Origin of the sequence: Bradyrhizobium sp. KB893862 SZCCT0404, assembly GCF_018130885.1 — a bacterium.
GTDB lineage: Bacteria > Pseudomonadota > Alphaproteobacteria > Rhizobiales > Xanthobacteraceae > Bradyrhizobium > Bradyrhizobium stylosanthis.
In genome coordinates this window covers 642059-665917 of sequence record NZ_JAFCLT010000002.1, presented here as the reverse complement: position 1 = coordinate 665917, position 23859 = coordinate 642059, and the positions used below count along the sequence as shown (strand labels likewise).

Here is a 23859-nt window from a genome sequence, read left to right as displayed (position 1 = left end):
TTTCGAAGCCGCGCGTCACCATGCCGGGACGACTTTTCGTGCGGCGCCGCAGCTCGGGCCGCTGCTATGGCCCGTTCTCCGCCATCCTCAGCGCGCCGGGCCGTACGCCGTATTTGCGCATGATGGCCTTGCTCAAGGCTCCCTCGGACGCATAGCCGACCTCACTCGCGATCTTCGCGATGGAATCGGATGTGCCGGCCAGCCGTTTGCGCGCAGTCGTCAACCGCAGATCGGACAGAAATGTCATCGGCGCGGTCCCCGCGACCTTGCGAAAGGCGCGCACCAGGCTCGCGCGGGAGCAGATTGCGACAGCCGCCATCTCGTCGAGCGTCCAGTCGCGGGAGAGATCGTCGAGCAATGCCAGCACGACCCGCGCCGTGGTGCGGTCCTGCAACAGCGACACCGTGCCGTCGGTGGGGGCCGCCTCGGTCAGATGGTCCCGGAGCATCATGACGAACAGCGCGCGTGCAAGGTCGGCCGCCACCATCTCGGATCCGGCCCGTCCTGCGTCCAGCTCGTCGCGAATGTCGATCAGCAGGCGCCGAAATCTCTCCAGCACCGGCTGTCCTTCCGTGTGAAGAACGACCTCATCGGGAAGCACCGCGATCAGCGGGTTCTCCTCCGCGGTCTCGAACAGGAAGCGGCCGCAGAGAAGTTCGGTGTCGACGCGGGCATCGACCGTGCTGCGCTGCCGCACGCCGTTTCGCACCTCGCTCGAGATCTGCGCGAGGCCGCCGCCGGTCCGGCTGCGCAGCAGATGGCTGTCGCCATGCGGCAGGAGCAGGATGTCGCCGGCCTCGAGGCGCTGCGAGCCCAGGCCGGGCCTCTCGACCACGCAGGAGCCGCGCGTGACCATGTGGAATTGCGCCCATCCGCGGCCGTTCGGCGCGTGGAGCGACTGCCAGCTGCCGCCGAATTTGCAGGAATCCTCGATCACCGGCCGGATTCTCAGCAGCGGCACGATCGCCTTCAACAATTCCCCGGCTTCCACCCCCGACATTCCCTTGATCCGCCCGGACATGATTGCGAGCCGCCCGGCCATACCAAGCAACCGCAAGCGCTTCTAGATCAATCTCATCAAGACAAGGAGAGTGCCATGTCAATGCTCGACTGGAACAACTACCGCCGCCAGGTTGTCGCCGGCGTCGGCGCAATCGGAAAGCTGGCGCCGGAGACGGTGAAGGGCTACGCGACTCTCAGTGGTGCAGGCGCGAAGACCGGCCACCTCGATGCCAAGACGCGCGAGTTGATCGCGCTGGGAGCTGCCATCAGCTTGCGGTGCGACGGCTGTATCACGGTCCATGCCGCCGAAGCGAAGAAGCACGGCGCGACCGAAGCCGAGGTCGCCGAGGCGCTCGGCGCCGCGATCTCGGTCAATGCAGGGGCTGCGCTGGTTTACGCGACCCGTGCGCACGAGGCGTTCAAGGAAGCTTGAAGCGGTCTCGGGAGTGAGCGCGCCGGTGCTCATTCCTTCTAACACAACCTAACAAGCAATCTGCGCGGCGTTCGATCAATGTCGCGGCATGGACGTTGCCGCGATTTTTCAAAAGGCACGATATCGACGGGAGATGATATGACGACCAAGGCACCAATCGATCTATTGCCAAGGCCTGAGAAATTATCGCGCCGGGGCTTCGTGGGAGGCCTCTCGGCCGGAATTCTGGGTGCGGCCGCGACCGAGGCCAGTGCCGAAACGCTGGCCGACGTCCCCGATCGTGGACCCGGCGCCGATCTCAGCGCGCACAGCGAACGCTCGCGCTTCGCCAAGCTCGATCGCATCCCCGAGGCGACGCCGGGCAAGCGCAATGTCGATCCCGGCGTTGCCATCAACTCCAAGACGCCGCATCAGAAGCTGGTCGGCAACATCACGCCGACCGATTTGCATTACGAGCGCAGCCATTCCGGCGTGCCCGATATCGATCCGGCGCAGCACCGGCTGCTGATCCACGGCATGGTCTCGAAGCCGCTGGTGTTCAGCGTCGAGGACCTCAAGCGGATGCCATCGGTCACGCGCGTGGTGTTCATCGAATGCACCGGCAATGGCTGGGAGAACTGGAAGAAGGCCGATCCCGATGTGACCGTGCAGAACACGCACGGCCTCGTCAGCACGAATGAGTGGACCGGCGTGCCGCTGAAATTCCTGATCGACCTCGTCGCCAGGGACAAGGGCGCGAACTGGATGCTGGCCGAGGGCGGCGACGGCGCCGGTGTCGATCGCAGCATTCCGCTCACCGACGAGATCGTGAACGAAGCCTTCGTCGCCTACGGACAGAACGGCGAGCCGCTGCGGCCCGCGCACGGCTTTCCGATGCGGCTGCTGATGCCGGGCTTCGAGGGCAACCTCAACATCAAGTGGCTCCGCCGCCTCAAGTTCGGCAACGCGCCCTGGATGACGCGCTGGGAGACGGCGCGTTACACGCAGCTGCTGGCGGACGGCAAGGCGCGGCAATTCCAGCTCCGAATGGAAACCAACTCCGTCATCACCCAGCCCTCGGGCATGATGCAGATCCAGCCCGGCTACAATCGCATCTCCGGCCTTGCCTGGAGCGGCCATGGCAAGATCGCGAAAGTCGAAATCTCCACCGACGGCGCGAAGTCGTGGAAGCAGGCGCAATTGAGCCTTCCCGTGCTGTCGAAGGCGCAGGTTCGCTTCCAGATGGATTGGGTCTGGGACGGCAAGCCCACCAAGATCGTGAGCCGCTCGACCGACGAGAAGGGCAACATTCAGCCGGACCGGCAGTCCTTCATCGCCGCGATGGGGACCAACGCGCTGTTTCACTACAACGCCCAGCAGACCTGGAGCATCGACGAGGCCGGGAGGGTTCGCAATGTCCTCGCATGACAAGCTGCTTTTGGCAGGAGTGCTCGCTCTCGGCCTGCTCGCCGCGCCGGCGCTGGCGCTCGATTTCGGACGTCCGGCGACGCCGCAGGACATCAAGCTATGGGACATCGACGTCGGTCCCGACGGCAAGGGCCTGCCTGACGGCAGCGGCACGGCCGTGCAAGGCAAGCAGATCTTCGCCGACAATTGCGCGGCCTGCCACGGCGACAACGGCGTCGGCGGCATCAAGGATCGTCTCGCCGGCGGACAGGGCACGCTTGCGTCGAACATGCCGGTCAAGACCGTCGGCAGCTTCTGGCCCTATGCGACGACCCTGTTCGACTATATCCGTCGCGCGATGCCATACCCGACGCCGGGCTCGCTCAGCACCGACGAGACCTATGCCTTGACCGCCTACATCCTCAGTCTCAACGGCATCGTTCCCGCCGACGGCAAGGTCGACCGGGACAGCTTGCCGAAGATCAGGATGCCCAACCGCGACGGGTTCATTCCGGAGGCGGAATTCGATCCGGCAAAACTGTTCCGCAAGAAGTGAGCGGGCGATGAGGTTCTCGGCACTGATCAAGACCCTCGCTCTGATCGTGGCGATATGCGCATGGGAGACACAGGCAATGGCCACAGACGGACTCATCACCATCAAGAGCAGCTTCGGGCCCGAAGACACAATGAAGCGGCTCGAGGCCGAAGTGAAGGCCAAGGGTCTCACCGTGTTCGCTCATGTCGATCATGCCGCGGGCGCCGCGGCCGTCGGCATGAATTTGCGGCCGACGGATCTCATCATCTTCGGCAATGCCAAGGGCGGCACGCCGCTGATGCAGCAGGTGCAGACCATCGGCATCGACCTGCCGCTGAAAGCTCTGGTGTGGCAGGACGAGGCGGGGATGACCTGGCTGTCCTACAACGATCCGGCCTATCTTGCCGGGCGTCATGGTGTTGGCGAGCCGGGCAAGGCCGTCGTCGCCGCCCTGAGCGGTGCCCTGCATGCGATCGCGGCCAAGGCCACGGCACCGTAAGCGTGACGATTGCAGGGGCTCCCCATGAACAGCACTGACGACCAATCGGTCTCGACCCCGCCGCAGGACGGCAAGCTCGCCAGATGGCTGGTGATCGCGGTGCTGTGCGCGATGCTCGCCGGTGCCGTCGCGCTCGGCTATCTCGGTTGGTTCAGCACGGATCACGACGTGCCGGAGTCCGGCTATGTCGCGCTGGTGCTCGGTGTCGTGTTCTCGCTGATCGTCGGCATCGGCCTGATGGCGCTGGTCTTCTACAGCAGTCGCGCAGGCTATGACGAACCCGCGGTGCTGATCCGGGAGCCGGAGGGCGAGACGAAAGAAGGGCAGGGCGGTCCGCGCTGAAAGCGGCGCCCGTTACGGAGCCGCGCATCGCACGCATCCGTGATCGGCGGAACTCCGGCCGCAGGTAACGAGGCAAGTCGTCCCGGCGTACAGCCTCGTAGCGAACGTCTCGTTCGCACAACAACGAACGCGCAAGCCGGGGAGACATCGTCACATGCAGGGGTTCAACGTCGCGGAGAGCGGCGGCGGTTCATATCGGCCGCTCGCCATTCTCCGCTGGGTCATGGTGATCATATTCGTGTCGTTCGGGATGCAGAAGTTCACGCTGCAATCGGCGCAGGGAATCGCGCAGTTCATCACCAACAGTCCGTTCATCTCCTGGCTGTCGGCGTTCGGTCTACGGGGCGAGGCCTATTTCCTCGGCATCGCCGAATTCGTGATTGCGGCGTTGCTCGCGGCCGGAGCGTTCAGTCCGATCTTGTCGGCGCTCGGTTCGCTCATGGGTATTGTGACTTTCGCGATCACGTGGTCGTTCTTCTTCACGACGCCCGGCGTCGTCACATGGAGCCTTTCATCCGATCCGATGGCGTGGAATCTGGCCGGCGAGTTCCTGTTCAAGGACGTCGTCCTGCTGTGTGTTTGCACCGTGTTGTTTCTCGCCTCGCTGCCTCGATCGGTTGTCCGGCTGCGCACCGGCTGAGTGCCGGACCGTGCTCCGCTCGAGCACGAGGCGTTGAAGGCCGACGGTGCCGTCATACCCACGCGTGCCGATGCGGGAGGCGGCTCAGGCCGCCTCCCGCCCGATTTGGCTCGATCGTCGATGCGGTCGCGTGCGTCTCAATAGCAGGGCGGATAGGGGGCGTATCCGCAGGCCCGGCGATAGCCGTAGCCGTAAGCTCCATAGGCCGCAGCTCCCGCCGCTGCTGCGCCGTAATACGCCCGCCGATGCACCCGGCGGTTGACGCCCGCGACGCTCATCGGCGTCAGGGGCCGCCCGACGCGAGCCTCGGCGGTGTCGACGGATACGGCGAGCCCCTCCACCGGCGAGGTGCGGAGCGACAGGGGCGCTGCCGTGAACAGCGCGGCGGTGACGAACAATCCGATCAGCTTGGCATGTCCAGTCATGTGCTCTCTCCGTTTGCAGGACGATCAGCAAGCTGTCAGGCCGACGGGCTCGACCCTTGACCAAAATCAATGCAGTCGAATCTTTGCGTGGAGTGCGATCAGCGCGCGATGCCCCCGCTCCGTGTTCCACCGCTGCCTGTCCGCATCCCCACGACCCTCGCGCGCCAATCCGACGAGGTGTTCGATTTGATCTGGGTCAAGCGCGGCGGTCTCGGTGGCGTCACAACGGCAAATCGGCCGGATGGCGATGTGTTGGCGCGAGCAATGATCCCGACTTGGTACGTCACCTTTGAAGTTCGAAAACGGGGCCTGCTTCTGAGGGCGCGCAGCCCGCGCGAGACCAGGACGTTCGCGACCGAGCATGAAGCCAAGCTGTTTGCGCGCGCCAAGCTCGACGAGGGGCTCGCAGTCTTTGCCGGTACGATCAATCCCCACCTGCCCAGGCGGCTCATCCCGTCCACCGGCATCCATGCCTGGCTTGCCGACGAACCAGACGGAACCTCACCGTCCGGAGCCGTGGACAACGAGTAAGCACGTTACCGTGCGCAGCGATGACGCTTGGGTGTTGCCATTTTGGTACGGGCCGAAAGTCCCCTCGCGCGTAAACTCCAGGATGTTCGCAGCACTTATGCACGCCAGCCAGCATAAGGCTCAGGTTATGAAAAGAGATTTGAGAAAAGGGGACGAGACAATGAGAAAGCTTTCAATAGCTGCGATCGGCTTCGCGGCACTCAGCATGGCGGCTCCGGCCATGGCTGCCGATATGGCTGTCAAGGCAGCGCCGCCACCCATTCCGGTGGCAGCGGTCTACAACTGGACCGGATTCTACATCGGCGCCAACGGCGGCTGGGGGCAGAGCCATGGCTGCGTGGATTTCATAACCCCCGCCGGGGCACTCGCGGCCGGGTGCGCCGATCGCTCTGGAGGCATGGTCGGTGGACAGATCGGGTATCGCTGGCAGACCAATCAATTCGTGTTCGGTCTGGAAGGCCAGGGCGACTGGGCCGAGATCAAGAGGACGCGCGTCAGCCTGATCGATCCGGCGATCTCGACCACGGGCAAGATCGACGGCATCGGACTGCTCACGGCCCAGCTTGGCTGGGCGTGGAACGCTTCGCTGTTCTACGTGAAGGGCGGCGCCGCAGTGACGCGCAATCGCTTCGACATCTTCAACAACATCACCGGCGTCGGCCTCGCCTCTGCGGGGCACACGCGCTGGGGCGGCGCGCTGGGCGTGGGCTGGGAATACGGCTTCACGCCGAACTGGTCGTTCGGCGTCGAGTATGACCATCTCTGGATGGGCCGCGACAGTTCCGGCTTCGCAGGCGTGGTCACGCCCGGTGGCTTCACGCTCACCGGCAGCGGCGTCACCCAGGACGTGGACATGGTCACGCTTCGGTTGAACTACCGCTTTGGCGGTTACGGTGCGCCGGTCACGGCCCGCTACTGACCTGAAGTCTTTCCGAAGAAGTCAGGCCCCGGCATCGCCCGGGGCCTTTTTCGTGGGACGCCGCCGAACAAGCGAGAGGATCTCCGGCGTCGTTGATGTCAATTCTGCCGGTCGAATGCGGCGAGTTGCTGCCTGTCCGTGATGACGATGTGGCGCTGGTTGTTGTCGATGAAGCGGAGGATGCCGAGCTCGCGGAGAGAGGACAGCGACCGCGAGACCGTCTCGATCGTGAGGCCGAGATAATCGGCGATGTCGCGGCGGGTCATCGGCAATGCGAGGATGCTTGTAGCGGTGAGCCGCTTGTCCATCTCGATCAGGAAAGCGGCAACCCGCTCCATCGACGTCTTGCGCCCGAGCAGGAGCATGTGGTCTTCCGCATGCCGAAGATTCGTCGTCGCCATGCAGAGCAAACTCCTGATCAAGGTACCGTCGGCCTCGGCGGCGGTGTCGAGGGTCTCCCGCCTGATGAGACGCACGGTCGTGTCCACGACGGCTTCCGTCGTGAAGCGGTGGAGGCTGCCGTTCTCCAGCCCGAAGATGTCGCCGGGGACGTGAAACGCGCCGATCTGCCGGCGTCCGTCGGACAAAAGCTTGTAGCTTCGTACCGTGCCCGACTTGACCTGGTAGACATATTCGACGGGCTCTTTCTCGCCGTAGATCTCGCTGCCGCGCCTGTAGGTGAACTCGCTCAGGCTGATCATCGGATTCGAGGCCGCGACCATTCCGAATTCTTCGAGCGAATGGGGACGGGGAAGCGACGCCGAGGTCTGGTGCATCAGCATGGGACCAACTCCTCAACCAGTTGACGATCGGGTATGTCAGCCACAGCGCATGTGACACCGGGGGCGGTGTCGCGCCGCTCGAAATCCTTTGCGGGTGTCGAGCTTGTTCCTGCGCAGAACCGGTGACTATCGTCCTATGGTTCATTGTACCATCGGACAGGACAATGCTGCCTTTGGCAGCGCGTCATCCGTCGACGTGCCGCTTCTGCTCGCCGAGCTCGAGCGTCACGAGTCTTGCAAGAAGCGTCGCGGGATAGAGCTGTCCGATCACGGCTTCTGCGTTGCAGAGACTTCTCGCCCAGGGATGGACCGGTACGATGTCGCCATAGCCGGTGGTCGTGAGCGTGGCGAAGCTCAGGTAGAAGACCTTGCTGGCAAGCGAGCGGTCATCCTCGAACTCGATGCCCTTGAACGCGCCGTCGATCGATAGTCCCAGGAACGTGAATATGCAGGCAAATCCGACAGCGATCAGCAGGTACACCAGCACGGCACCGACGATCCGGTGGTAGGTGACGTAGCCCGGGCCGAACACTGCTCTCGTGACCACGACACCAAGGGTTGCCGCGATCACCAGCCAGGCCGCGGCCAGCAGGTGCAGATTGTAGGGCCACGAATAGTAATAGCGTTCCAGGAAGACGCCGATGTTGACGAGGAGCGACAGCGTCATCATGAGGATCGCGGTTTTGCTCTTCGAGATCATCGCCATGCCTGCCATGACCGCCAGCAGGATGGTGATCGCGCCCGCGTGAAGAACGAACAGTCCGCCGGCCTGCAGGGGCGCTAGGACGAATACGATTAGAATGAGAAGGATCGTCAACAACGTGAGTAGCCAATCGTTGAGACTCAATCGGAGCTGTTCCTTCATCGCCATCTGCCCCCTATGTGTCGGGTCGTCGCCCCGCTCGCGTGCGGCGCGATGCAACGGATGTGGCGGCGAGAGGACGCGCCTCGGCTTGATCTAGCGCAACACGGCCGTTCGAGCGCTTCCGATGCTCGGGTGCTGGATTTCACCAGCTTACGGAGGCGAATATGAACGCAAAACGACTTACTGTGGCAGCTGCCGCGTTCGCGTGCGCAGCCTCGATGTCATTGGGTTGGTCCGAGCAGGGCCAACTGTCGCTTTCGATCAGCGGCGCCGAAGCCAGGGATCGCATCTATGTCGGGCCGCTCTATCGCGGTGGTTACATCGCAGACCAGACCGGCCTGCCCTGGTACGCGGTGCGTGCCTATTACTACGGTGGCCCGTGGACGTACGGCTATAGCGGCTGGACCGACTACGCCGTGCGCAACGGTATCGCCTGCACGCCGGGCACGCTCGTCAAGGGCGGCGACGGCATCATGTACGTTTGCCAATAAGGGTGCGAGACCGGAGGCGGCTTCGCGCCGCCTCCCTTCGGCTGTCGCCTTTTCCGCCGTACGCGCACTCACGCTTCGGTGCAGACCGGGCCGGGGCGGGCGTTCGGCAGGGCTTGCCGACAGTCAGTTGTTCCTTCGACAAAGGGAGGTGCACGATGATGAGGTGGCTTGCTGTTGTGATTTTCGCTCTGTTGGTCGGAACGCCGGCGCAAGGCATGACGCCCGCGCCGCTCGTTCAGCCCGACGGCATGATCACCCCGGTCGCCGCGGCGTGCGGACCGGGACGAACACGGATCAACGGCGTATGCGTCGCCAGGACCACGGTCCGCCAGACCCGTCGGGCCGTGCGTCGATGCCTGCGCTGGCAGGGAGGCGTTTGCGCCTTGTACGAATAGATGCCGTGCGGATCGGCGTCCGGATCATTGCAGGACGCCGGCATCGCCGGGCGTGACCGAACGCTGCTTGAGCTGCCTCGTGATCCCATGGACCTGCGATCACCAGTACCGGTAACCGAACCACCCGAACTGCGGTTGCCGTGCCGCCAGGAGCATCTGCGGGGTCGTGTGCCGTCTTGATCGCGCCGCAACGTGTTGCGACTTCCGAGGCCGCTTGTGCTCGACGGCGTCGCGCGGCGGTGACTCAGGGCGCGCCATCGCAAGTGCATTGGCAAGCGCGGGGGGCGTCGCCGGGACGACCGGTGCCTCTGCGGGGGCGAGAGGAGCAGGCGCCGTCATCGACGGCGCAGATGCGGCCACGATCACCGGCAAGGTGGTGTCGAGGACCACGCGCTCGGGCCATTTTCGATCGGAGTGAATGCGTATGGCCGGCCGCTCCGCGGTCATCCTCTCGGTGACGACCGCCTTGGGCAGACAAAAGTCCGCAGCGAAGAGGATCGTCAGCAACGCTGCGCCGACCTTCCAGAAATATGCCAACAGCGGCATCTCGGTCGCTCCGTGCCCCCCACAATGGGCCCAGTTTGCGACGACGTTGCGCCAGTCTGCGATGTGCTGCGCGAGACAGCTTGATTCAAATCAAGCGCGCGAAGAGATCGCGATCGCCGGTCCCGACAATTCTTCGCAGGTGGCATGGTGCATCTGTTTTGCCCGACGGTGCAGCGGCACGCTGGGGCCGGTCAGAAGCCACGTGCACGCTGGCGCGCAGCTTCCGAGCAGGACTACAACACAGGTCACGCCGGGTGACGGCAAGGCGCGTCACCCGCGAGCCGGGGTTTCAGCGTCCCGCACCAATGCGATTGACGCCGCCGTTGGCGTTGCCGCCGGCATTGTGGCGCACCGCGGCGCGGGCGACGGGACGGGGCCTCAGCACGACGCCCGCTCTTGCAACGCAGCCGGTGGGATAGTCGACGTACTGGCAATACACGACCGCGCCGGCCGGTGCCGGGCTGAGCGTGACGCCCGCAAGTCCCAGCAGGGCGCTGGCGGCAATTCCCGAAACAGTCAGGGACTTGATCGAAAAGTGCTTCTTCGGATTCATGATGATCCTCCCGGTTTTTTGCGTCTGCCGGATGAAGCCGGCAAGAGCGGCCCCATCTGCGCGATCGCAACCTGTTCTCCGAGGGTTCGCTTGCGTTGATGTAGATCAACTCGGGCAGGACACGGCGGCCGATCCGAAGACGTTGCGACGCAGTACCGCTTGGCCTAGCCGCACCCGGTCACGCGCGCGACCGCCTTCATGTATTTGAGATGAAGCAGGCCGCTGCTTCCGTCCGAAGGCGCGTTGCGCGCGGTGATGCGATCCGAGTTCAGGCAGGTCTCGAGATCGAACCTGACGCGTGAACACCACCCCAGTGCCTTGTTCTCCGCCTCTTCCCTGGAGGGACCAAATCCCACGAAGGTCTGAACATGCCCGGCTTCGCCGTCAGCGGTCGATACGAGGGTGATCTCCGATATGTAGTAGGACGCGCATGGCACGGTCTGGGGCTGGGCCCGTATTGCGGGGATCGTCCCAAGAACGAGAATGGTCGTCACGAGTGCGGCTCGTTTCATTTTCCCCTCCCGCGCTGCGGCCGCGACAATTGATCTCACGACAACTTCGCTGCCCGATCGATGAAGCCAGCTCACGGCGCCGGCCGTTCCGGAGCTTGAGATAGATCAAGTCCTGCGCGACGGCGGGACACAGGCTTTATCGGGTTGCCTCGATGGCGGAAAAAATGAGTGACCGGATCCGCAATCGCATCTGCATTGGGCTTGCCGTCGCGGCCACCATGATCGCTGCGGAGGCGAACGGGCAGGACGCGGAGCCGCGGCTGTACAGCAACACGCCGGTCGGGCTCAATTTCCTGCTTGCAGGTTACCTTTATTCGCAGGGCAAGCTGGCATTCGATCCATCGCTTGCGGTCGTCGATACCCGGTTCCAATCCCATGCGGGCGCGATGGCCTATGTGCGCTCGTTCGAGCTGTTCGGCCAGTCCGCCAAATTCGATGTGATCGTTCCGTATGCGGCGTTTTCCGCGCACGGCCTCGTCGCCGACGTGCCGCGCGAACGGCAAATGAATGGCTTGGGCGACCCGCGCTTTCGTGTCTCCATGAACCTCTTTGGCGCGCCGGCAATGCCGCTGAAGGAGTTCGCGAACTACAGGCAGGACCTTTTGGTCGGCGTCAGCCTTCAGGTGTCCGCTCCGCTGGGGCAATATGACGACAACAAGCTGCTCAATCTCGGTGCCAACCGCTGGTCGTTCAGACCGGAGCTTGGCATCTCCAAGGCATGGGGCCCCTGGACCGTCGAGGTCGCGCCGAGTGTCACGTTCTTCACGGATAATTCGGATTTCTTCATTGGCAACCGGCTCGCGCAGGCACCACTCTACCTCGTCCGGGGAGCCGTCATTCGCAATCTCGATTCAGGCGCATGGTTTTCGCTGGACGGCCTTTACCTGAAGGGTGCGCGCACCACCCTGAACGGCTTGCCCGGCGACAACGAGCAAGAGAACGTGCGAGCGGGCTTCACGATATCCGTTCCGGTCGACCGGCAAAATTCGATCAAGTTCAATGCCGGTACGGGCGTCTACAGCCGCACCGGGAGCGGATTCGGTCTGGTCGGGCTGGCGTGGCAATACCGATGGGGTGAGGGATACCCGCCGTTACCAAGATGACCATGGCCGTGGGCGGCGCGTTGAGGCTGGATGCCGCTGACCGCGAGCATTAGTTCCTTAGCATAAGCACCGACATAACAGGAGAACGAAGATGACCCGCATGCTTCTCGCAATCGTATCGGTTGGCTCGATCCTGGCGTCGATGATCTCGGTCTCGTCCGCGGCTGAGCGTCACTATCGCTACGGCAACATCGCCCCGGGTATTGCCGATAGCTACTGCTTGCAGGGACGGATCTGGGGATACCCGGGCAATTGCCAATTCGCGACCTACGAGCAGTGCATGGCAACGGCCTCGGGCACCAACGCCTATTGCGGCGTCAATCCGGCCTATGCCTTCGCGCAGCAGCGTGGCTACCAGCGAGAATGGTATCCGCGCTAGGGCGCTGCGCCGGCCCGTCGGCACCATCCGGACCAGGGATTACAACGCCGCGGTTTGCGCGTAAGGCGAGGGAATGTGACGCGCCGCGTTCTGCGTGGCGAACGAGGCGGCCAGCAGGACGAGGCCTACCAGTGCAGGCACTGCGCCGCCGGGCTTGCGGACGCCGAGATAGGCAAGGCCCGCCAGCAGCAGGTGAAACAAGATCCCGGCATAGGCGAGGTCGCTGAGCGCGACGCTGACGCGCAGCAGGATCGCCATCGGGCCCAGCACTTTCACGGCGATCATGAATGGGACCAGATAGGCGGGGTAGCCGAGCTCGCCGAGAGCCTGCCGGACCCAATCCCCTCTGGTGAGGTAGGTGAAAGCGGAGATCAGATACAGCAGGCACAGCAGCGCCGTGCTGATCCAGTAGGTGTAGATCGCAGCCATGAGGTCTCGTCGATCGCCGTCGTGGCGATCTCTCCTTGCGTGTTTGTTTCGTGTGGATGCGCGCGGCGTTCGCCAGCCTGTCTGCATCACATATCGAAAATGCTGACCAAGGCCGGATTTCGCAAGTAGGATGAAATATCCGCAGCAAGTATGGAAAACCAGACCGTGGCCGATAGCGCGATCAACATGCACGAGGAGATGCGGCGCGCCTTCGCCTTGCTCTCCGGCAAGTGGAAGCTGGAGATCATGTGGCTGCTCAACCAGCGGATTTATCGCTTCGGCGAGCTGCGCAAGGCCATTCCCGGCGTCACGCAGCACATGCTGACGGCGCAGCTCCGCGAGCTCGAGGCGGACGGCCTGGTCTCGCGCACCGTGTTCGCGGAAGTGCCGCTGCGGGTCGAATACGAGATCACCGAAAAGGCGCGCGGGCTCGGCCCGACGATGGAAGCCCTGACGGCGTGGTGGACGAAGTATGGAAAGAGCGTGCCGGCGAAACAGAGCACGCGCGGCCGTAAAGCCAAACGTAGTTGAATGGTGCAGAGCCCGCTTTTCGATGCGGGCCGACGATGCCATCATGCCCCTGTTTTGCCCGACGGCGCAACCGGCACGCAGTGCGTAGCCCGGATGGAGCGAAGCGCAATCCGGGACCTGGCGGTGCTTGACGCGAAGAATCCCGGATTTCGCTGCGCTCCATCCGGGCTACGGAGTAGCTCAGCCCTAAGCGATTGATTTCACGATCCCCGCCTACTGTGCATGGGGTTGTTTTCGCAGTTTTGGTTTGGAGGACTATCCCGCCCCCAGCGCCACCGCGACATTGTACGTCACGAAGCTTGCCGCATAGGCCAGCACCAGCATGTAGAAGAACGTCACCGCCATCCAGCCCCAGCTTCCGGTCTCGCGCCGGATCACGGCCAGCGTGGAGGCGCATTGCGGGGCGAAGACGTACCAGGCCAGCATCGACAGCGCAGTGGCGAGCGACCATTTGGTCGCGAGCACCTGACCGATCTGCTCGGCGGCTTCCTTGCCGCCTTCGATCGCGTAGACGGTGCCGAGCGCTGCGACCGCGACCTCGCGCGCCGCCATGCCCGGGATCAGCGCCACCGCGATCTGCCAGTTGAAGCCGACCGGAGCGAGCAGCGGCTCGAGCGCCTTGCCGATCATCGCGGCGAGGCTGAAGTCGATGGCGGGCTCGGTGCTGCCTGCCGGCGGCTGCGGGAACGAGGCTAGGAACCAGATCAGCACCATCATCGAGAAGATCGTGGTGCCGGCACGCACCAGGAACATCTTGGCGCGGGTGTAGATGCCGATCGCGATCGATTGCAGCCTGGGCACCTTGTAGTCCGGCAGCTCCAGCATGAACGGGGCAGGCGCATAGTCGCGGATCATGAAGAACTTGATCACGAACGAGACGGCCAGCGCGCTGGTGATTCCGGTGGCGTAGAGGCCGAACATCACGAGACCCTGGAGGTTGATGAAGCCCCAGACGTCCTTCGCGGGGATGAACGCGGAGATGATCAGCGTATAGACCGGAATGCGCGCCGAGCAGGTCATCAGCGGCGCGATCAGGATCGTGGTCAGCCGGTCGCGCTTGTTGTCGATCACGCGCGTCGACATGATGCCGGGAATGGCGCAGGCAAAGCTCGACAGCAGCGGGATGAAGGCGCGGCCGTGCAGCCCGGCGCCGCCCATGATGCGGTCCATCAGGAACGCGGCGCGCGCCATGTAGCCGAAATCTTCCAGCAGCAGGATGAACAGGAAGATGATGATGATCTGCGGCAGGAACACGATGACGCTGCCGACGCCGGAGATCACGCCGTCCTGCAGGAAGCTCTGCAGGAGGCCCTCGGGCAGGGTGGCATGCACGAGCTCGCCGAGCCCGTCGAAGCCGGACTTGAGGAGGTCCATCAGCGGCTGCGCCCAGGCGAACACCGCCTGGAACATGAAGAACAGGATCAGCGCGAGCACGATCAGGCCGCCGACCGGATGCAGCACCACGGCGTCGATCCGCGCGGTCCAGGTGTCGGGCCTGGCAGGCAGGCTGACGCAGTCGGCGATGATGCGGTCGGCCTCGCGCTGGGTGGCGCGCAATTCCGCGACGCTGAGCGCGCGCCAGCTGTTCTCCTGCTGTTCGGCGGCGAGCTTGGCCGAAATCTCGTCGGTCAGCGCCAGCAGGTCGGCGGTGCCGCCCTTGCGCACCGCGATCGAGGTGACCACGGGCACGCCGAGTTCCTTGGCGAGGCGTGCCACGTCGACTGTGATGCCGCGGCGGCTCGCGATGTCGAACATGTTGAGCACCAGGATCATCGGCCGTCCGGTGCGCTTCAGCTCGAGCAGCAGGCGGATGGTCAGGCGCAGATTGGTGGAGTCGGCCACGCACAGCACGAGATCGGGCACGGTCTCGCCGGAGGCCTTGCCGAGCACGAAGTCGCGGGTGATCTCCTCGTCCGGGCTGCGGCCGCGCAGCGAATAGGTGCCGGGCAGGTCGACCACGGAGACCTGGCGCCCCAGGGGAGTGACGAAGAAGCCTTCCTTGCGCTCGACGGTGACGCCCGGATAGTTCGCGACCTTCTGGCGGCTGCCGGTCAGGGCGTTGAACAGCGAGGTCTTGCCGCTGTTGGGCGTGCCGACCAGGGCGAGATGCAGCAGGGGTAATTCCATGGGATCACAGGCCTGGGGCGGATATCCGGTCGCTGGCTAGGCGACGATGACGGCCATGGCTTCGCGCCGGCGGACCGCAATCGTGATGTTGTCGACCCTGACGGCGATCGGGTCGCGCCCGACCAGCCCCTCGTGCAGGACCTCGACCCGGGCTCCCTCGACGAAGCCAAGCTCGATCAGGCGGCTCTCGAGCTCGATGTCCGAGAGCGCCGAACCCGTGTCCTTGGTTGAAAGGTGCTGGATGACGCCGGTATAGCCGCGCAGGGCCAGACCCAGCGGCATGTGGGCGCGCGTATCATCATGGTCGGTCATGCCCTGTATTTTCAACGCAGGGCATTGAGGTCAAGCGCGCACGGCGGCTGAAACTGCACCTTAGAGTGATTTTAAAGTGCAGGCGCCGGGATGCGGTGGAAAGACGCCCCGGCGGTTACTGCGCCGGGACCTTGTCCGGCTGGACGGCCATGGCCCGGCTCTTGAAGTAGTCGAGCACGAACAGGCGGATCGCCGAGGACAGATTGCCCTGCTGGCGGGCGCCGTCGATCTCGCCGACGAGCTCGGACAGCGTCATGTTGCGCAGGCCCGAGATCTCCTTCATGCCGTTCCAGAACGCCTCTTCCAGGCTGACGCTGGTCTTGTGGCCGGCAACCACGATCGACCGTTTCACCACGGGCGACTTCATGACTGATCCTCGTGATCGATCTGATGCTGGTCCAGGTGCGCCTTCGCCTTGTCCGCGCGCGTCTCCTCCGCCGACCGCTCCGCCTTGCTGCGGCCGAACTTCGCCCGGTTGGCGTCCGCCAGCTTCGCCGAGGCTTCCCGCTCGGCGCGCTTCCTGAAACGATTCAGGTTGATGACGTTCCCCATGCCGCGTCTCCATCACCCGACCCTCTGCAGACAGGATGAAACATTCAGAAACTGGTTGGCGCATTGCGCCCTGCAAGACTTGATCGTCATTCGCTCGTCCTCGTCAATCGGCCCTTGGGCCATCAAACGATGAATTTCGCCCCGTCAAGGGCAGCAGGGGGACGTAACACGCCGCCCCGCCGCAACATTGACGGTAATCAAATCCCGCCCCCAAAACTGCATTTTTCTGAGCGTCAGGCGTCCGTATCATTACGGATGAATATCGGAATTCGGAAATCTAGCCCGGGCTGGTCATCTTCTCCGGGCGCACCAGGCGGTCGAACTCGTCGGCCGAGACGAAGCCGAGCCGGAGCGCCTCCTCCTTCAGCGTGGTGCCGTTGGCATGCGCCGTCTTGGCCACCTTGGCGGCGTTGTCGTAGCCGATCTTGGGCGCAAGCGCCGTCACCAGCATCAGCGAGCGCTGCATCAGCTCATTGATGCGTTTTTCGTCGGCGCGGATGCCGTCGACGCAATGCTCGGTGAAGGAACGCGCCGCGTCCGCCATCAGGCGGATCGAGTGCAGCATGTTGTAGGCCAGCACCGGCTTGTAGACGTTGAGCTCGAAATGGCCCTGGCTGCCGGCGACCGTGATCGCGGTGTGATTGCCGAACACCTGGCAGCACACCATGGTCATCGCCTCGCACTGCGTCGGATTGACCTTGCCCGGCATGATCGAGGAGCCGGGCTCGTTCTCCGGCAGGATCAGCTCGCCCAGCCCCGAGCGCGGGCCCGATCCGAGCAGGCGGATGTCGTTGGCGATCTTGAACAGGCCGGTCGCGACGGAGTTGATGGCGCCGTGCGCGAGCACATAGGCGTCGTTGGAGGCCAGCGCCTCGAATTTGTTGGCGGCGCTGGTGAAGGGGAGCTTCGTAATCCCGGCAACGTGCTTAGCGAACAGCTTTGCAAAGCGCGGCTTCGAATTGAGGCCGGTGCCGACGGCGGTGCCGCCCTGCGCCAGCGGATAGAGGTCCTTCACCGCGACCTTGAGGCGGGCGATGCCGCTCTCGACCTGCGCCGCATAGCCGGAGAATTCCTGGCCGAGCGTCAGCGGCGTCGCATCCTGGGTATGGGTGCGGCCGATCTTCACGATCTTCGAGAATTCCTTCTCCTTCTTGCGCAGCGCACGCAGCAGCTCGCCGAGGCCTGGGACGAGATCGGCATTGATGCGGCTGGCGGCCGCGATGTGCATCGCGGTCGGGAAGCTATCGTTCGACGACTGGCTCATGTTGACGTGGTCGTTGGGATGCACCGGCTTCTTGGCGCCGAGCTCGCCGCCCAGCAGCTCGTTGGCGCGGTTGGCGATCACCTCGTTGAGGTTCATGTTGCTCTGGGTGCCCGATCCGGTCTGCCACACCACGAGCGGGAAATGGTCGTCCAGCTTGCCCTCGATCACCTCGCGCGCGGCGCGGATGATGGCATTGGCACGGCGTTGGTCGAGCAGGCCAAGTTCGAGGTTGGATTGCGCCGCGGCAAGCTTGACCATGCCGAGCGCATGCACCAGCGCGATCGGCATGCGGTCGGTGCCGATGCGGAAGTTCTGGCGCGAACGCTCGGTCTGTGCGCCCCAATAGCGATCGGCGGGGACCTCGATCGGGCCGAAACTGTCGGTCTCGATGCGGGTCGCGGGGCGGGCGGTCTTTGCGTTAGCGGGCTTGGAGCGGGCAGCTTTGGCCATGAGCACATCCATTCTGCCACGCGAGATGCCGCGCGGCTTCTTCATGCGCTCTTCTATATAGGGAGTTTGGCCAAGCGCGACGGGCGCGGGCCCAACCTAGATCATTTCTTGCGGAAACGATCGAGCCGCACGACCTCGGCGCCGCCCTGGCTCGGCGGGCTCGGCTCGTCGCTGGCTTCCGCCTTTTCGGGGGCAGGCGCGGGCACGGACACCGCCGAAGGCGCGGGGGCCGCCGGCAGATTCTCCGGCGCGACCTCGGCGACATCGGAGGTGTCGAACTGGAGGCCGAATTTCACGGAGGGATCGAGGAAGCTCTTGATGGCGCTGAACGGCACGATCAGGCGCTCCGGAATGCCGCCGAAGGACAGGCCGACCTCGAAGCGATCCTCGAGCACGGTCAGGTCCCAGAACTGGTGCTGCAGGATGATCGTCATCTCTTCCGGATATTGCGCCAGCAGCCGCGACGACAGCTTCACGCCCTCGGCCTTCGAGACGAAGGTGATGAAGAAATGATGCTCGCCGGGCAGGCCATGGGACGCGGCGTCGGTCAGCACCTTCCGCAGCACGCCGCGCAGCGCGTCGCGGGCCAGCACATCGTATCGGATATGATCGGTCGCCATGGTGGTCCTGTTGCATCCCCCGAAGCCGGACCCTGCCGGCCCGACTCGCCAAGCCGCAATAGTACCCCGCCTGACGGGTCAGCAGGAGTCCCCGCCGGGGAAGAAGTGAAATGTAAGTGGAGGCTTCTGTTGCCAGGTGCCTCCGAACCCCGCCTAACGGAGCTTAACCCGTTAGGACTTTAAAGTGGTCTTTCAAACTGCGTTACGCAGCCTGAGCAACCGGAGCAAAGTTGTCGTTGGCAACTATTGCAGTAGCCCGATAACGGCGGAACAATACCGGGAAAAAGTACGCCCTTTACGCCCTCGTCGATCCTATTTCGCCCCCGCCAAAGCCCGCTTTCAGGGCCTGCCCAATGGTGGGCTTTGGTGGAGGCGCCGGGTACCGCCCCCGGGTCCGAATGGTTTATTGCGACGACCGTTTATTTCCATAGCCGGCGAACCGGCACCCCCAATATAGGGGGCAAAGGTTTCAAAAAACAGAGGTTTCGCGCGGCGATGTGCGGTTCCCTTTGGATAGATCCGCCATGGTCCTGCGCCTGACCTTGGCCGCACCGCAGGCTCCGTTCTAAGCTCCTGACATGTCCCCGGATTCCGCACCGGCCGCTCAAGAGCCGGATATCCCCGCCGCCCGTGTCCAGCCGCCCGGATTGCTGGCGCTGTTCCTGGCCTTCGCGCGGATGTCGCTGGCCGGTTTCGGCGGGGTCCTGGTGTTTGCCCGGCGGGCGATCGTCGAGCAGCACCGCTGGATGACGGCGGACGAGTTCAACGAAACCTTCGCGCTCTGCCATTTCCTGCCCGGCCCCAACATCGTCAATCTGTCCATGGTGTTCGGCGCGCGGCTGCGCGGGATCGCGGGCGGCATCGCCGCCTTTGCCGGGCTGCTGCTGCCGCCGACCCTGATCATGACCGTGCTCGCAATCATCTATGCGCGGTTCGGCGATGTTGAGGTGCTGAGCCGCATCCTCGCAGGCATCTCCTGCGCCGCGGTCGGCCTGCTGATTGCGGTGGTGTTCCGCATGATGACGCCGCTTCTCAAGCGGATGGAGCCCATCGCGCTGCTGCTGATGCTCGGCGTTTTCCTCGCCATCGGCGTCGTCCGCCTGCCGCTTCAGGCCGTGCTGCTGGTCGCGATTCCCGTGAGCATCGGCGCCACCTTCCTCCTGCGGCGGAAGGTAGCAGCGTGAACAACGAGAACCCGTTCTGGGCGCTGATCTCGACCTTCGGCCTGATGTCGCTGTTCGCGGTCGGCGGCGCCGCCGCGGCGGTGCCGGAGATGCACCGCATCGCGGTCGACGTGCATCACTGGATGACCGACAAGCAGTTCGCCGACGCCTACGCGATCGCGCAGCTCTCGCCAGGTCCGAACGTGCTTATCGTGACGTTAATCGGCTACGCCGTCGCCGGCATTCCCGGCGCGCTCGCAGCGACGCTGGCCATGTGCCTGCCGACCGCGCTGGTTGCCTATTATGTCAGCCGCCTGTTGAACCGGCCCAGCCAATCGCGCTGGCCGGCCCTGATCCAGGCTGCACTGGTTCCGCTTTCGATCGGACTGATGGCGGCGAGTGCCCTGATCCTGGCCCAGTCGACCGACCGCACGATTGCTGCAGTGCTTCTGACCGCGATGGTTGCGGTGATCGCATCGATCTCGCGCATCAATCCACTCTGGCTGCTGCTGGCCGGGGGCCTGCTCGGTTTTGCTGGCATTGTGTGATGAAAATCGCTAGGCAGTGCTGCGGCCCGGGGGATACCTTTCAAGCCGATTTAGAACAACAGTGCTCGTGACTTACGGGTCGCGGAGGAGACATGCATGGCCGAGACGATGGGCCACTCAGCGACAGCCACCCGAAACACCTCGGTGGCGATCGGCTTCTGCCTGCTGGCGATTGCGCCGCAGATTTTCGAATTCATCTGGTCGATCGGGACCATCTTCGGCTGGGGCGCGGGGCGCGGTCCGGCCACCGTCCTGATCAGCCACGCGACCGCACTGGTCGCGGGCGCTCCCGCAGCCCTGATCGGAGCGGCCGGCGGTGAGACCAAGAAGGCGTCCTCCGAGGTGCTGCTGGCGCTGATCTATTCCTATCCGATCCTCGCGGTGGCGATCGTCTCGCTGTTCATGACCATCCGGTCGGCGCAGGATTATGTCGGCGGCGTCATTCTGATGGCAGTCGCCTTGTTCGCGCTGTGGGCTTCGAGCGATCTGCAGGGCATGCGCGGCTTCTCCTTCGGCGCGGGCACCGCGCCGCGGATGTTCGGCGGGCTCCTGGTTGCCTTGTCCGCCGGCATCGCCCTGACCGGCCTTCTCACCGACGGGCCGGGGATGTCCCATTATTCCTGGCGCGGGCCGCTGTTCGTGATGGCCGGGATCGTGTTCTTCGCACTGGCGATCCGGCCGCTCGGCCTCGTGGTCACGGCCTTCGCGAGCTTCATGATTGCAGCGACAGGGTCGAATGAAACACGCTGGCTGGAAGCCGCCATCGTCGGCGCCTGCCTGACGCTCGGCTGCGCCATTCTGTTCCCATACGTGCTCGGGCTGCCGATGCCGATGTTCCCGCGTTTCCTGGTCCAGTGAGGGCGTGATGGATATTTTTGCCAACCTCGCTCACGGCTTCGCCGTCGCGCTTTCTCCGATCAACCTCTTGATGTGTCTGATCGGTGCCCTCGTCGGCACGCTGGTCGGCGTTCTCCCGGGCATCGGCACCATCGCGACGGTCGCGATGCTGCTGCCGATCACCTTCGGCCTGCCGCCGGTCGGCGCGCTGATCATGCTCGCCGGCATCTATTACGGCGCGCAATATGGCGGCTCGACCACGTCGATCCTGGTCAACATTCCAGGCGAGGCGACATCGGTCGTCACCGCCATCGACGGTCACCAGATGGCCAAGCAGGGCCGCGCCGGTCCGGCGCTGGCGATCGCGGCGATCGGCTCGTTCTTCGCGGGCTGCGTTGCGACGGTCTTGATCGCCGTGCTCGGCGCGCCGCTCACGAAACTGGCGCTGGCGTTCGGTCCGGCCGAATATTTCTCGCTGATGGTGCTCGGCCTGATCTTCGCGGTCGTGCTGGCCAAGGGCTCGGTGCTGAAGGCGATCGCGATGATCGTGTTCGGCCTCCTGCTCTCGATGGTCGGCTCGGACATCGAGACCGGCGCCTCGCGCATGGCGTTCAACATTCCTGAGCTCGCCGACGGTCTCGGCTTTGCGACGGTGGCGATGGGTGTGTTCGGCTTTGCCGAGATCATCCGCAATCTCGACGCGGGCGCCGAGATGAACCGCGACCTCGTGCAGCAGAAGATCACAGGCCTGATGCCGACCAAAAAGGATCTGATCGACTCGACGCCGCCGATCCTGCGCGGCACCGTGCTCGGCTCGATCCTCGGCATTCTGCCGGGCGGCGGCGCTGTGATCGCCTCGTTCGCGGCCTACACGCTCGAGAAGAAGCTTGCGAAGGATCCGAAGCGGTTCGGCCGCGGCGCGATCGAGGGCGTGGCGGCGCCGGAAAGCGCCAACAACGCCGCGGCGCAGACCTCCTTCATCCCGCTGCTCACCCTCGGCATCCCGCCGAACGCGGTGATGGCGCTGATGGTCGGCGCGATGACCATTCATGGCATCGTGCCGGGTCCGCAGGTGATGCAGAAGCAGCCGGATCTGGTCTGGGGCATGATCGCCTCGATGTGGATCGGCAATCTCATGCTGATCATCATCAACCTGCCGCTGGTCGGCATCTGGGTCCGCCTGCTGCGCGTGCCTTACCGGCTGATGTTCCCCTCGATCGTGATCTTCTGCGCGATCGGCATCTACTCGGTGAACAACGCACCGGTCGACGTCATCCTCGCAGGTGTGTTCGGCCTCGTCGGCTACTGGCTGATCAAGCACGATTTCGAGCCGGCCCCGCTGTTGCTCGGCATGGTGCTGGGACCGCTGATGGAAGAGAACCTGCGCCGTGCGCTGCTGATCTCGCGCGGCGACTGGAGCGTGTTCCTGACGCGGCCGCTGTCGGCGGTGCTGCTGGCGATCTCGTTCGGCCTTCTGCTGCTCACGGTGCTGCCCGCGTTGCGTGCCAAGCGCGACGAGGTGTTCACCGAGTCCGAGAACTAGCCGAGGTACCTGTATCCGCGCGGCGCCCTGTGTCCGCGCGGCGCCCTGCGTCCGCGCGCCGCATTCGGAAGTCGAATCGACGTCTGTGATGTCTTCGTGACATGAAAATGCCGGCCCTTGTGGCCGGCATTTTTGTTCGTGTCCCCGAGGAAACGATATGACTTCCATTCGCGCGCTCGCTACGGGCGCCTGTGCTGCCGCCATCGCTTCGCTGTGCGCCTTTGTCGCACCGTCGGAGGCGCAGACCTATCCGACACGCGGCATCACCATGATCGTGCCGTTCGCGGCGGGCGGGCCGACCGACGTGATCTCGCGCATCGTCACCTCGCACATGGCGCAGACGCTCGGCCAGAGCATCATCATCGAGAACGTGGTCGGTGCCGGCGGCACCACCGCGACCACGCGCGCGGCGCGTGCCGCCAATGACGGCTATACGCTCATCACCGGGCATATGGGCACGCATGCGGCGTCCGTGCCGCTCTATCCGAAGCTCGCCTATCATCCCGAGAAGGATTTCGAACCCGTCGCGCTGCTCGCGGGCACGCCGATCCTGATCCTCGCGCGCAAGGACTTTCCGCCGAAGGACCTCAAGGAGTTCGTCGCTTACGTGAAGGCGAACGCCGAGAAGGTGAACGCGGCGCATGCCGGCGTCGGCTCGGTCTCGCACGTCTCCTGCGAGCTGCTGCACTCCATCCTCGACATCAAGCCGGTCGGCGTGCCCTTCAACGGCACCGGCCCCGCGATGAACGCGCTGGTGGCGGGACAGGTCGACTACATGTGCGACCAGATCGTCAACGCCGTGCCGCAGATCAACGCCGGCACCATCAAGGCCTATGCGATCGCAACGCCGGAGCGCAATCCGTCGCTGCCGAACGTGCCGACCACGATTGAAGCCGGCCTGCCGAATTTCCAGGCCCAGGCCTGGAACGCGATGTTCGCGCCGAAGGGAACTTCGCCGGCGATCATTGCCAGCCTGAACGCCGCCGTCATCAAGGCGCTCGACGACGAGACCGTGAAGAAGCGCCTGCTCGAGCTCGGCAGCGTCATCCCGGCGCCCAAGGACCGGACGCCGGAGGCCCTGGCGACCCTCGTCAAGAACGAGATCGCGAAGTGGAGCCCGGTGCTCAAGCCGGCAACTTAACCAG

31 protein-coding genes and 1 other RNA gene are annotated in these 23859 nt (G+C 64.4%); 17 read left to right on the top strand and 15 right to left on the bottom strand.

The features are described 5' to 3' along the window. Positions 1-64: 64 nt before the first annotated feature. Positions 65-1000: an AraC family transcriptional regulator gene (locus JQ617_RS11995; RefSeq protein WP_212026477.1), complete on the bottom strand. Its 936-nt coding sequence runs from the start codon at positions 998-1000 to the stop codon at positions 65-67. 96 nt (positions 1001-1096) lie between these two features. Here JQ617_RS11995 and JQ617_RS11990 point away from each other — a divergent pair, with 96 nt between their 5' ends. The 6 genes from JQ617_RS11990 to JQ617_RS11965 all read left to right on the top strand — a co-directional run bounded on the left by JQ617_RS11990 (position 1097) and on the right by JQ617_RS11965 (position 4837). Continuing rightward, the gene (locus JQ617_RS11990) at positions 1097-1435 is read left to right on the top strand and encodes a carboxymuconolactone decarboxylase family protein (protein ID WP_212026476.1); all 339 of its coding nucleotides are present in this window, start codon (positions 1097-1099) and stop codon (positions 1433-1435) included. Positions 1436-1573: 138 nt separating this feature from the next. Continuing rightward, positions 1574-2842: a sulfite dehydrogenase gene (gene soxC / locus JQ617_RS11985; protein ID WP_212026475.1), complete on the top strand. Its 1269-nt coding sequence runs from the start codon at positions 1574-1576 to the stop codon at positions 2840-2842. Continuing rightward, positions 2829-3377 (top strand): c-type cytochrome, encoded by a 549-nt coding sequence (locus JQ617_RS11980; RefSeq protein ID WP_212026474.1) that lies wholly within the window; start codon positions 2829-2831, stop codon positions 3375-3377. The genes soxC and JQ617_RS11980 overlap by 14 nt, the downstream gene beginning before the upstream one ends. A gap of 7 nt (positions 3378-3384) precedes the next feature. Then, on the top strand, positions 3385-3855 hold the full coding sequence (locus tag JQ617_RS11975) for a DUF302 domain-containing protein (RefSeq protein WP_212026473.1): 471 nt from the start codon (positions 3385-3387) through the stop codon (positions 3853-3855). A 24-nt stretch (positions 3856-3879) separates the two neighbouring features. Then, a complete protein-coding gene (locus JQ617_RS11970) occupies positions 3880-4197 on the top strand; it encodes a hypothetical protein (RefSeq protein WP_212026472.1) in 318 nt (105 codons plus the stop codon). Between the two features lie 154 nt (positions 4198-4351). Further along, a complete protein-coding gene (locus JQ617_RS11965; RefSeq protein WP_212026471.1) occupies positions 4352-4837 on the top strand; it encodes a YkgB family protein in 486 nt (161 codons plus the stop codon). A 137-nt stretch (positions 4838-4974) separates the two neighbouring features. Here JQ617_RS11965 and JQ617_RS11960 read toward each other — a convergent pair whose 3' ends face one another. Beyond that, entirely contained in the window at positions 4975-5262 is a 288-nt protein-coding gene (locus JQ617_RS11960; RefSeq protein ID WP_212026470.1) for a hypothetical protein, read from the bottom strand. Positions 5263-5331: 69 nt separating this feature from the next. On the opposite strand from JQ617_RS11960, the gene JQ617_RS40455 reads away from it, so the two are divergent. After that, complete coding sequence (locus tag JQ617_RS40455) at positions 5332-5793, top strand: hypothetical protein (RefSeq protein WP_502754874.1); 462 nt, start codon at positions 5332-5334, stop codon at positions 5791-5793. 160 nt (positions 5794-5953) lie between these two features. Further along, entirely contained in the window at positions 5954-6712 is a 759-nt protein-coding gene (locus JQ617_RS11950; protein WP_212026469.1) for an outer membrane protein, read from the top strand. Between the two features lie 98 nt (positions 6713-6810). Here JQ617_RS11950 and JQ617_RS11945 read toward each other — a convergent pair whose 3' ends face one another. Then, positions 6811-7494: a helix-turn-helix domain-containing protein gene (locus JQ617_RS11945; protein ID WP_212026468.1), complete on the bottom strand. Its 684-nt coding sequence runs from the start codon at positions 7492-7494 to the stop codon at positions 6811-6813. Positions 7495-7678: 184 nt separating this feature from the next. After that, entirely contained in the window at positions 7679-8359 is a 681-nt protein-coding gene (locus JQ617_RS11940; protein ID WP_249156958.1) for a potassium channel family protein, read from the bottom strand. 218 nt (positions 8360-8577) lie between these two features. Between JQ617_RS11940 and JQ617_RS11935 the strand changes: the two genes are divergently transcribed. Then, positions 8578-8850, top strand: a complete 273-nt coding sequence (locus JQ617_RS11935; protein WP_249156957.1) for a hypothetical protein — start codon at positions 8578-8580, stop codon at positions 8848-8850. A gap of 494 nt (positions 8851-9344) precedes the next feature. On the opposite strand, the gene JQ617_RS11930 is transcribed toward JQ617_RS11935, so the two are convergent. The 3 genes from JQ617_RS11930 to JQ617_RS11920 form a co-directional block, all read right to left on the bottom strand. Further along, entirely contained in the window at positions 9345-9791 is a 447-nt protein-coding gene (locus JQ617_RS11930; RefSeq protein ID WP_212026465.1) for a hypothetical protein, read from the bottom strand. Positions 9792-10080: 289 nt separating this feature from the next. Then, on the bottom strand, positions 10081-10344 hold the full coding sequence (locus JQ617_RS11925) for a hypothetical protein (RefSeq protein WP_212026464.1): 264 nt from the start codon (positions 10342-10344) through the stop codon (positions 10081-10083). 164 nt (positions 10345-10508) lie between these two features. Further along, the gene (locus JQ617_RS11920; RefSeq protein ID WP_212026463.1) at positions 10509-10856 is read right to left on the bottom strand and encodes a hypothetical protein; all 348 of its coding nucleotides are present in this window, start codon (positions 10854-10856) and stop codon (positions 10509-10511) included. Between the two features lie 164 nt (positions 10857-11020). Between JQ617_RS11920 and JQ617_RS11915 the strand changes: the two genes are divergently transcribed. Further along, positions 11021-11959, top strand: a complete 939-nt coding sequence (locus JQ617_RS11915; protein ID WP_249156956.1) for a transporter — start codon at positions 11021-11023, stop codon at positions 11957-11959. A 91-nt stretch (positions 11960-12050) separates the two neighbouring features. Continuing rightward, positions 12051-12338, top strand: a complete 288-nt coding sequence (locus tag JQ617_RS11910) for a DUF3551 domain-containing protein (protein ID WP_212026461.1) — start codon at positions 12051-12053, stop codon at positions 12336-12338. Between the two features lie 39 nt (positions 12339-12377). Here JQ617_RS11910 and JQ617_RS11905 read toward each other — a convergent pair whose 3' ends face one another. After that, on the bottom strand, positions 12378-12767 hold the full coding sequence (locus tag JQ617_RS11905; protein ID WP_212026460.1) for a DoxX family protein: 390 nt from the start codon (positions 12765-12767) through the stop codon (positions 12378-12380). A 150-nt stretch (positions 12768-12917) separates the two neighbouring features. Here JQ617_RS11905 and JQ617_RS11900 point away from each other — a divergent pair, with 150 nt between their 5' ends. Next, on the top strand, positions 12918-13298 hold the full coding sequence (locus tag JQ617_RS11900) for a winged helix-turn-helix transcriptional regulator (protein ID WP_212026459.1): 381 nt from the start codon (positions 12918-12920) through the stop codon (positions 13296-13298). Positions 13299-13553: 255 nt separating this feature from the next. On the opposite strand, the gene feoB is transcribed toward JQ617_RS11900, so the two are convergent. The 7 genes from feoB to ssrA all read right to left on the bottom strand — a co-directional run bounded on the left by feoB (position 13554) and on the right by ssrA (position 19106). Then, complete coding sequence (gene feoB, locus JQ617_RS11895) at positions 13554-15425, bottom strand: ferrous iron transporter B (protein WP_212026458.1); 1872 nt, start codon at positions 15423-15425, stop codon at positions 13554-13556. 36 nt (positions 15426-15461) lie between these two features. Beyond that, positions 15462-15737 carry a FeoA family protein gene (locus JQ617_RS11890; RefSeq protein WP_145664354.1) on the bottom strand — a complete coding sequence of 92 codons (276 nt, stop codon included), beginning with the start codon at positions 15735-15737 and terminating at the stop codon, positions 15462-15464. A 115-nt stretch (positions 15738-15852) separates the two neighbouring features. Then, positions 15853-16104: a ribbon-helix-helix domain-containing protein gene (locus tag JQ617_RS11885; RefSeq protein ID WP_063689095.1), complete on the bottom strand. Its 252-nt coding sequence runs from the start codon at positions 16102-16104 to the stop codon at positions 15853-15855. Further along, the gene (locus JQ617_RS11880; protein WP_063689093.1) at positions 16101-16289 is read right to left on the bottom strand and encodes a DUF4169 family protein; all 189 of its coding nucleotides are present in this window, start codon (positions 16287-16289) and stop codon (positions 16101-16103) included. Before JQ617_RS11880 ends, JQ617_RS11885 begins: the two co-directional genes overlap by 4 nt. 277 nt (positions 16290-16566) lie before the next feature. Beyond that, positions 16567-18015 carry a class II fumarate hydratase gene (gene fumC, locus JQ617_RS11875; RefSeq protein WP_212026812.1) on the bottom strand — a complete coding sequence of 483 codons (1449 nt, stop codon included), beginning with the start codon at positions 18013-18015 and terminating at the stop codon, positions 16567-16569. Positions 18016-18104: 89 nt separating this feature from the next. Beyond that, a complete protein-coding gene (locus tag JQ617_RS11870) occupies positions 18105-18623 on the bottom strand; it encodes an SspB family protein (RefSeq protein ID WP_212026457.1) in 519 nt (172 codons plus the stop codon). A gap of 115 nt (positions 18624-18738) precedes the next feature. Beyond that, positions 18739-19106, bottom strand: a transfer-messenger RNA (tmRNA) gene (ssrA, locus tag JQ617_RS11865). Between the two features lie 95 nt (positions 19107-19201). Here ssrA and JQ617_RS11860 point away from each other — a divergent pair. The 5 genes from JQ617_RS11860 (at position 19202) to JQ617_RS11840 (ending at position 23855) form a co-directional block, all read left to right on the top strand. Then, complete coding sequence (locus JQ617_RS11860) at positions 19202-19807, top strand: chromate transporter (RefSeq protein WP_212026456.1); 606 nt, start codon at positions 19202-19204, stop codon at positions 19805-19807. Further along, the gene (locus tag JQ617_RS11855) at positions 19804-20334 is read left to right on the top strand and encodes a chromate transporter (RefSeq protein ID WP_212026455.1); all 531 of its coding nucleotides are present in this window, start codon (positions 19804-19806) and stop codon (positions 20332-20334) included. The genes JQ617_RS11860 and JQ617_RS11855 overlap by 4 nt, the downstream gene beginning before the upstream one ends. 96 nt (positions 20335-20430) lie before the next feature. Continuing rightward, positions 20431-21192 (top strand): tripartite tricarboxylate transporter TctB family protein, encoded by a 762-nt coding sequence (locus JQ617_RS11850; protein ID WP_212026454.1) that lies wholly within the window; start codon positions 20431-20433, stop codon positions 21190-21192. Positions 21193-21199: 7 nt separating this feature from the next. Further along, a complete protein-coding gene (locus tag JQ617_RS11845) occupies positions 21200-22714 on the top strand; it encodes a tripartite tricarboxylate transporter permease (RefSeq protein ID WP_063689081.1) in 1515 nt (504 codons plus the stop codon). Positions 22715-22871: 157 nt separating this feature from the next. Continuing rightward, entirely contained in the window at positions 22872-23855 is a 984-nt protein-coding gene (locus JQ617_RS11840; RefSeq protein ID WP_063689080.1) for a tripartite tricarboxylate transporter substrate binding protein BugD, read from the top strand. Positions 23856-23859 lie beyond the last annotated feature (4 nt).

Bases quoted from the DNA above. Each gene is read 5' to 3' on its own strand.
- JQ617_RS11995 (WP_212026477.1), bottom strand. From the start codon at position 1,000: ATGTCGGGGGTGGAAGCCGGGGAATTGTTGAAGGCGATCGTGCCGCTG.
- JQ617_RS11990 (WP_212026476.1), top strand. From the start codon at position 1,097: ATGTCAATGCTCGACTGGAACAACTACCGCCGCCAGGTTGTCGCCGGC.
- soxC (WP_212026475.1), top strand. From the start codon at position 1,574: ATGACGACCAAGGCACCAATCGATCTATTGCCAAGGCCTGAGAAATTA.
- JQ617_RS11980 (WP_212026474.1), top strand. From the start codon at position 2,829: ATGTCCTCGCATGACAAGCTGCTTTTGGCAGGAGTGCTCGCTCTCGGC.
- JQ617_RS11975 (WP_212026473.1), top strand. From the start codon at position 3,385: ATGAGGTTCTCGGCACTGATCAAGACCCTCGCTCTGATCGTGGCGATA.
- JQ617_RS11970 (WP_212026472.1), top strand. From the start codon at position 3,880: ATGAACAGCACTGACGACCAATCGGTCTCGACCCCGCCGCAGGACGGC.
- JQ617_RS11965 (WP_212026471.1), top strand. From the start codon at position 4,352: ATGCAGGGGTTCAACGTCGCGGAGAGCGGCGGCGGTTCATATCGGCCG.
- JQ617_RS11960 (WP_212026470.1), bottom strand. From the start codon at position 5,262: ATGACTGGACATGCCAAGCTGATCGGATTGTTCGTCACCGCCGCGCTG.
- JQ617_RS40455 (WP_502754874.1), top strand. From the start codon at position 5,332: ATGCAGTCGAATCTTTGCGTGGAGTGCGATCAGCGCGCGATGCCCCCG.
- JQ617_RS11950 (WP_212026469.1), top strand. From the start codon at position 5,954: ATGAGAAAGCTTTCAATAGCTGCGATCGGCTTCGCGGCACTCAGCATG.
- JQ617_RS11945 (WP_212026468.1), bottom strand. From the start codon at position 7,494: ATGCTGATGCACCAGACCTCGGCGTCGCTTCCCCGTCCCCATTCGCTC.
- JQ617_RS11940 (WP_249156958.1), bottom strand. From the start codon at position 8,359: ATGAAGGAACAGCTCCGATTGAGTCTCAACGATTGGCTACTCACGTTG.
- JQ617_RS11935 (WP_249156957.1), top strand. From the start codon at position 8,578: ATGTCATTGGGTTGGTCCGAGCAGGGCCAACTGTCGCTTTCGATCAGC.
- JQ617_RS11930 (WP_212026465.1), bottom strand. From the start codon at position 9,791: ATGCCGCTGTTGGCATATTTCTGGAAGGTCGGCGCAGCGTTGCTGACG.
- JQ617_RS11925 (WP_212026464.1), bottom strand. From the start codon at position 10,344: ATGAATCCGAAGAAGCACTTTTCGATCAAGTCCCTGACTGTTTCGGGA.
- JQ617_RS11920 (WP_212026463.1), bottom strand. From the start codon at position 10,856: ATGAAACGAGCCGCACTCGTGACGACCATTCTCGTTCTTGGGACGATC.
- JQ617_RS11915 (WP_249156956.1), top strand. From the start codon at position 11,021: ATGAGTGACCGGATCCGCAATCGCATCTGCATTGGGCTTGCCGTCGCG.
- JQ617_RS11910 (WP_212026461.1), top strand. From the start codon at position 12,051: ATGACCCGCATGCTTCTCGCAATCGTATCGGTTGGCTCGATCCTGGCG.
- JQ617_RS11905 (WP_212026460.1), bottom strand. From the start codon at position 12,767: ATGGCTGCGATCTACACCTACTGGATCAGCACGGCGCTGCTGTGCCTG.
- JQ617_RS11900 (WP_212026459.1), top strand. From the start codon at position 12,918: ATGGAAAACCAGACCGTGGCCGATAGCGCGATCAACATGCACGAGGAG.
- feoB (WP_212026458.1), bottom strand. From the start codon at position 15,425: ATGGAATTACCCCTGCTGCATCTCGCCCTGGTCGGCACGCCCAACAGC.
- JQ617_RS11890 (WP_145664354.1), bottom strand. From the start codon at position 15,737: ATGACCGACCATGATGATACGCGCGCCCACATGCCGCTGGGTCTGGCC.
- JQ617_RS11885 (WP_063689095.1), bottom strand. From the start codon at position 16,104: ATGAAGTCGCCCGTGGTGAAACGGTCGATCGTGGTTGCCGGCCACAAG.
- JQ617_RS11880 (WP_063689093.1), bottom strand. From the start codon at position 16,289: ATGGGGAACGTCATCAACCTGAATCGTTTCAGGAAGCGCGCCGAGCGG.
- fumC (WP_212026812.1), bottom strand. From the start codon at position 18,015: ATGGATGTGCTCATGGCCAAAGCTGCCCGCTCCAAGCCCGCTAACGCA.
- JQ617_RS11870 (WP_212026457.1), bottom strand. From the start codon at position 18,623: ATGGCGACCGATCATATCCGATACGATGTGCTGGCCCGCGACGCGCTG.
- JQ617_RS11860 (WP_212026456.1), top strand. From the start codon at position 19,202: ATGTCCCCGGATTCCGCACCGGCCGCTCAAGAGCCGGATATCCCCGCC.
- JQ617_RS11850 (WP_212026454.1), top strand. From the start codon at position 20,431: ATGGCCGAGACGATGGGCCACTCAGCGACAGCCACCCGAAACACCTCG.
- JQ617_RS11845 (WP_063689081.1), top strand. From the start codon at position 21,200: ATGGATATTTTTGCCAACCTCGCTCACGGCTTCGCCGTCGCGCTTTCT.
- JQ617_RS11840 (WP_063689080.1), top strand. From the start codon at position 22,872: ATGACTTCCATTCGCGCGCTCGCTACGGGCGCCTGTGCTGCCGCCATC.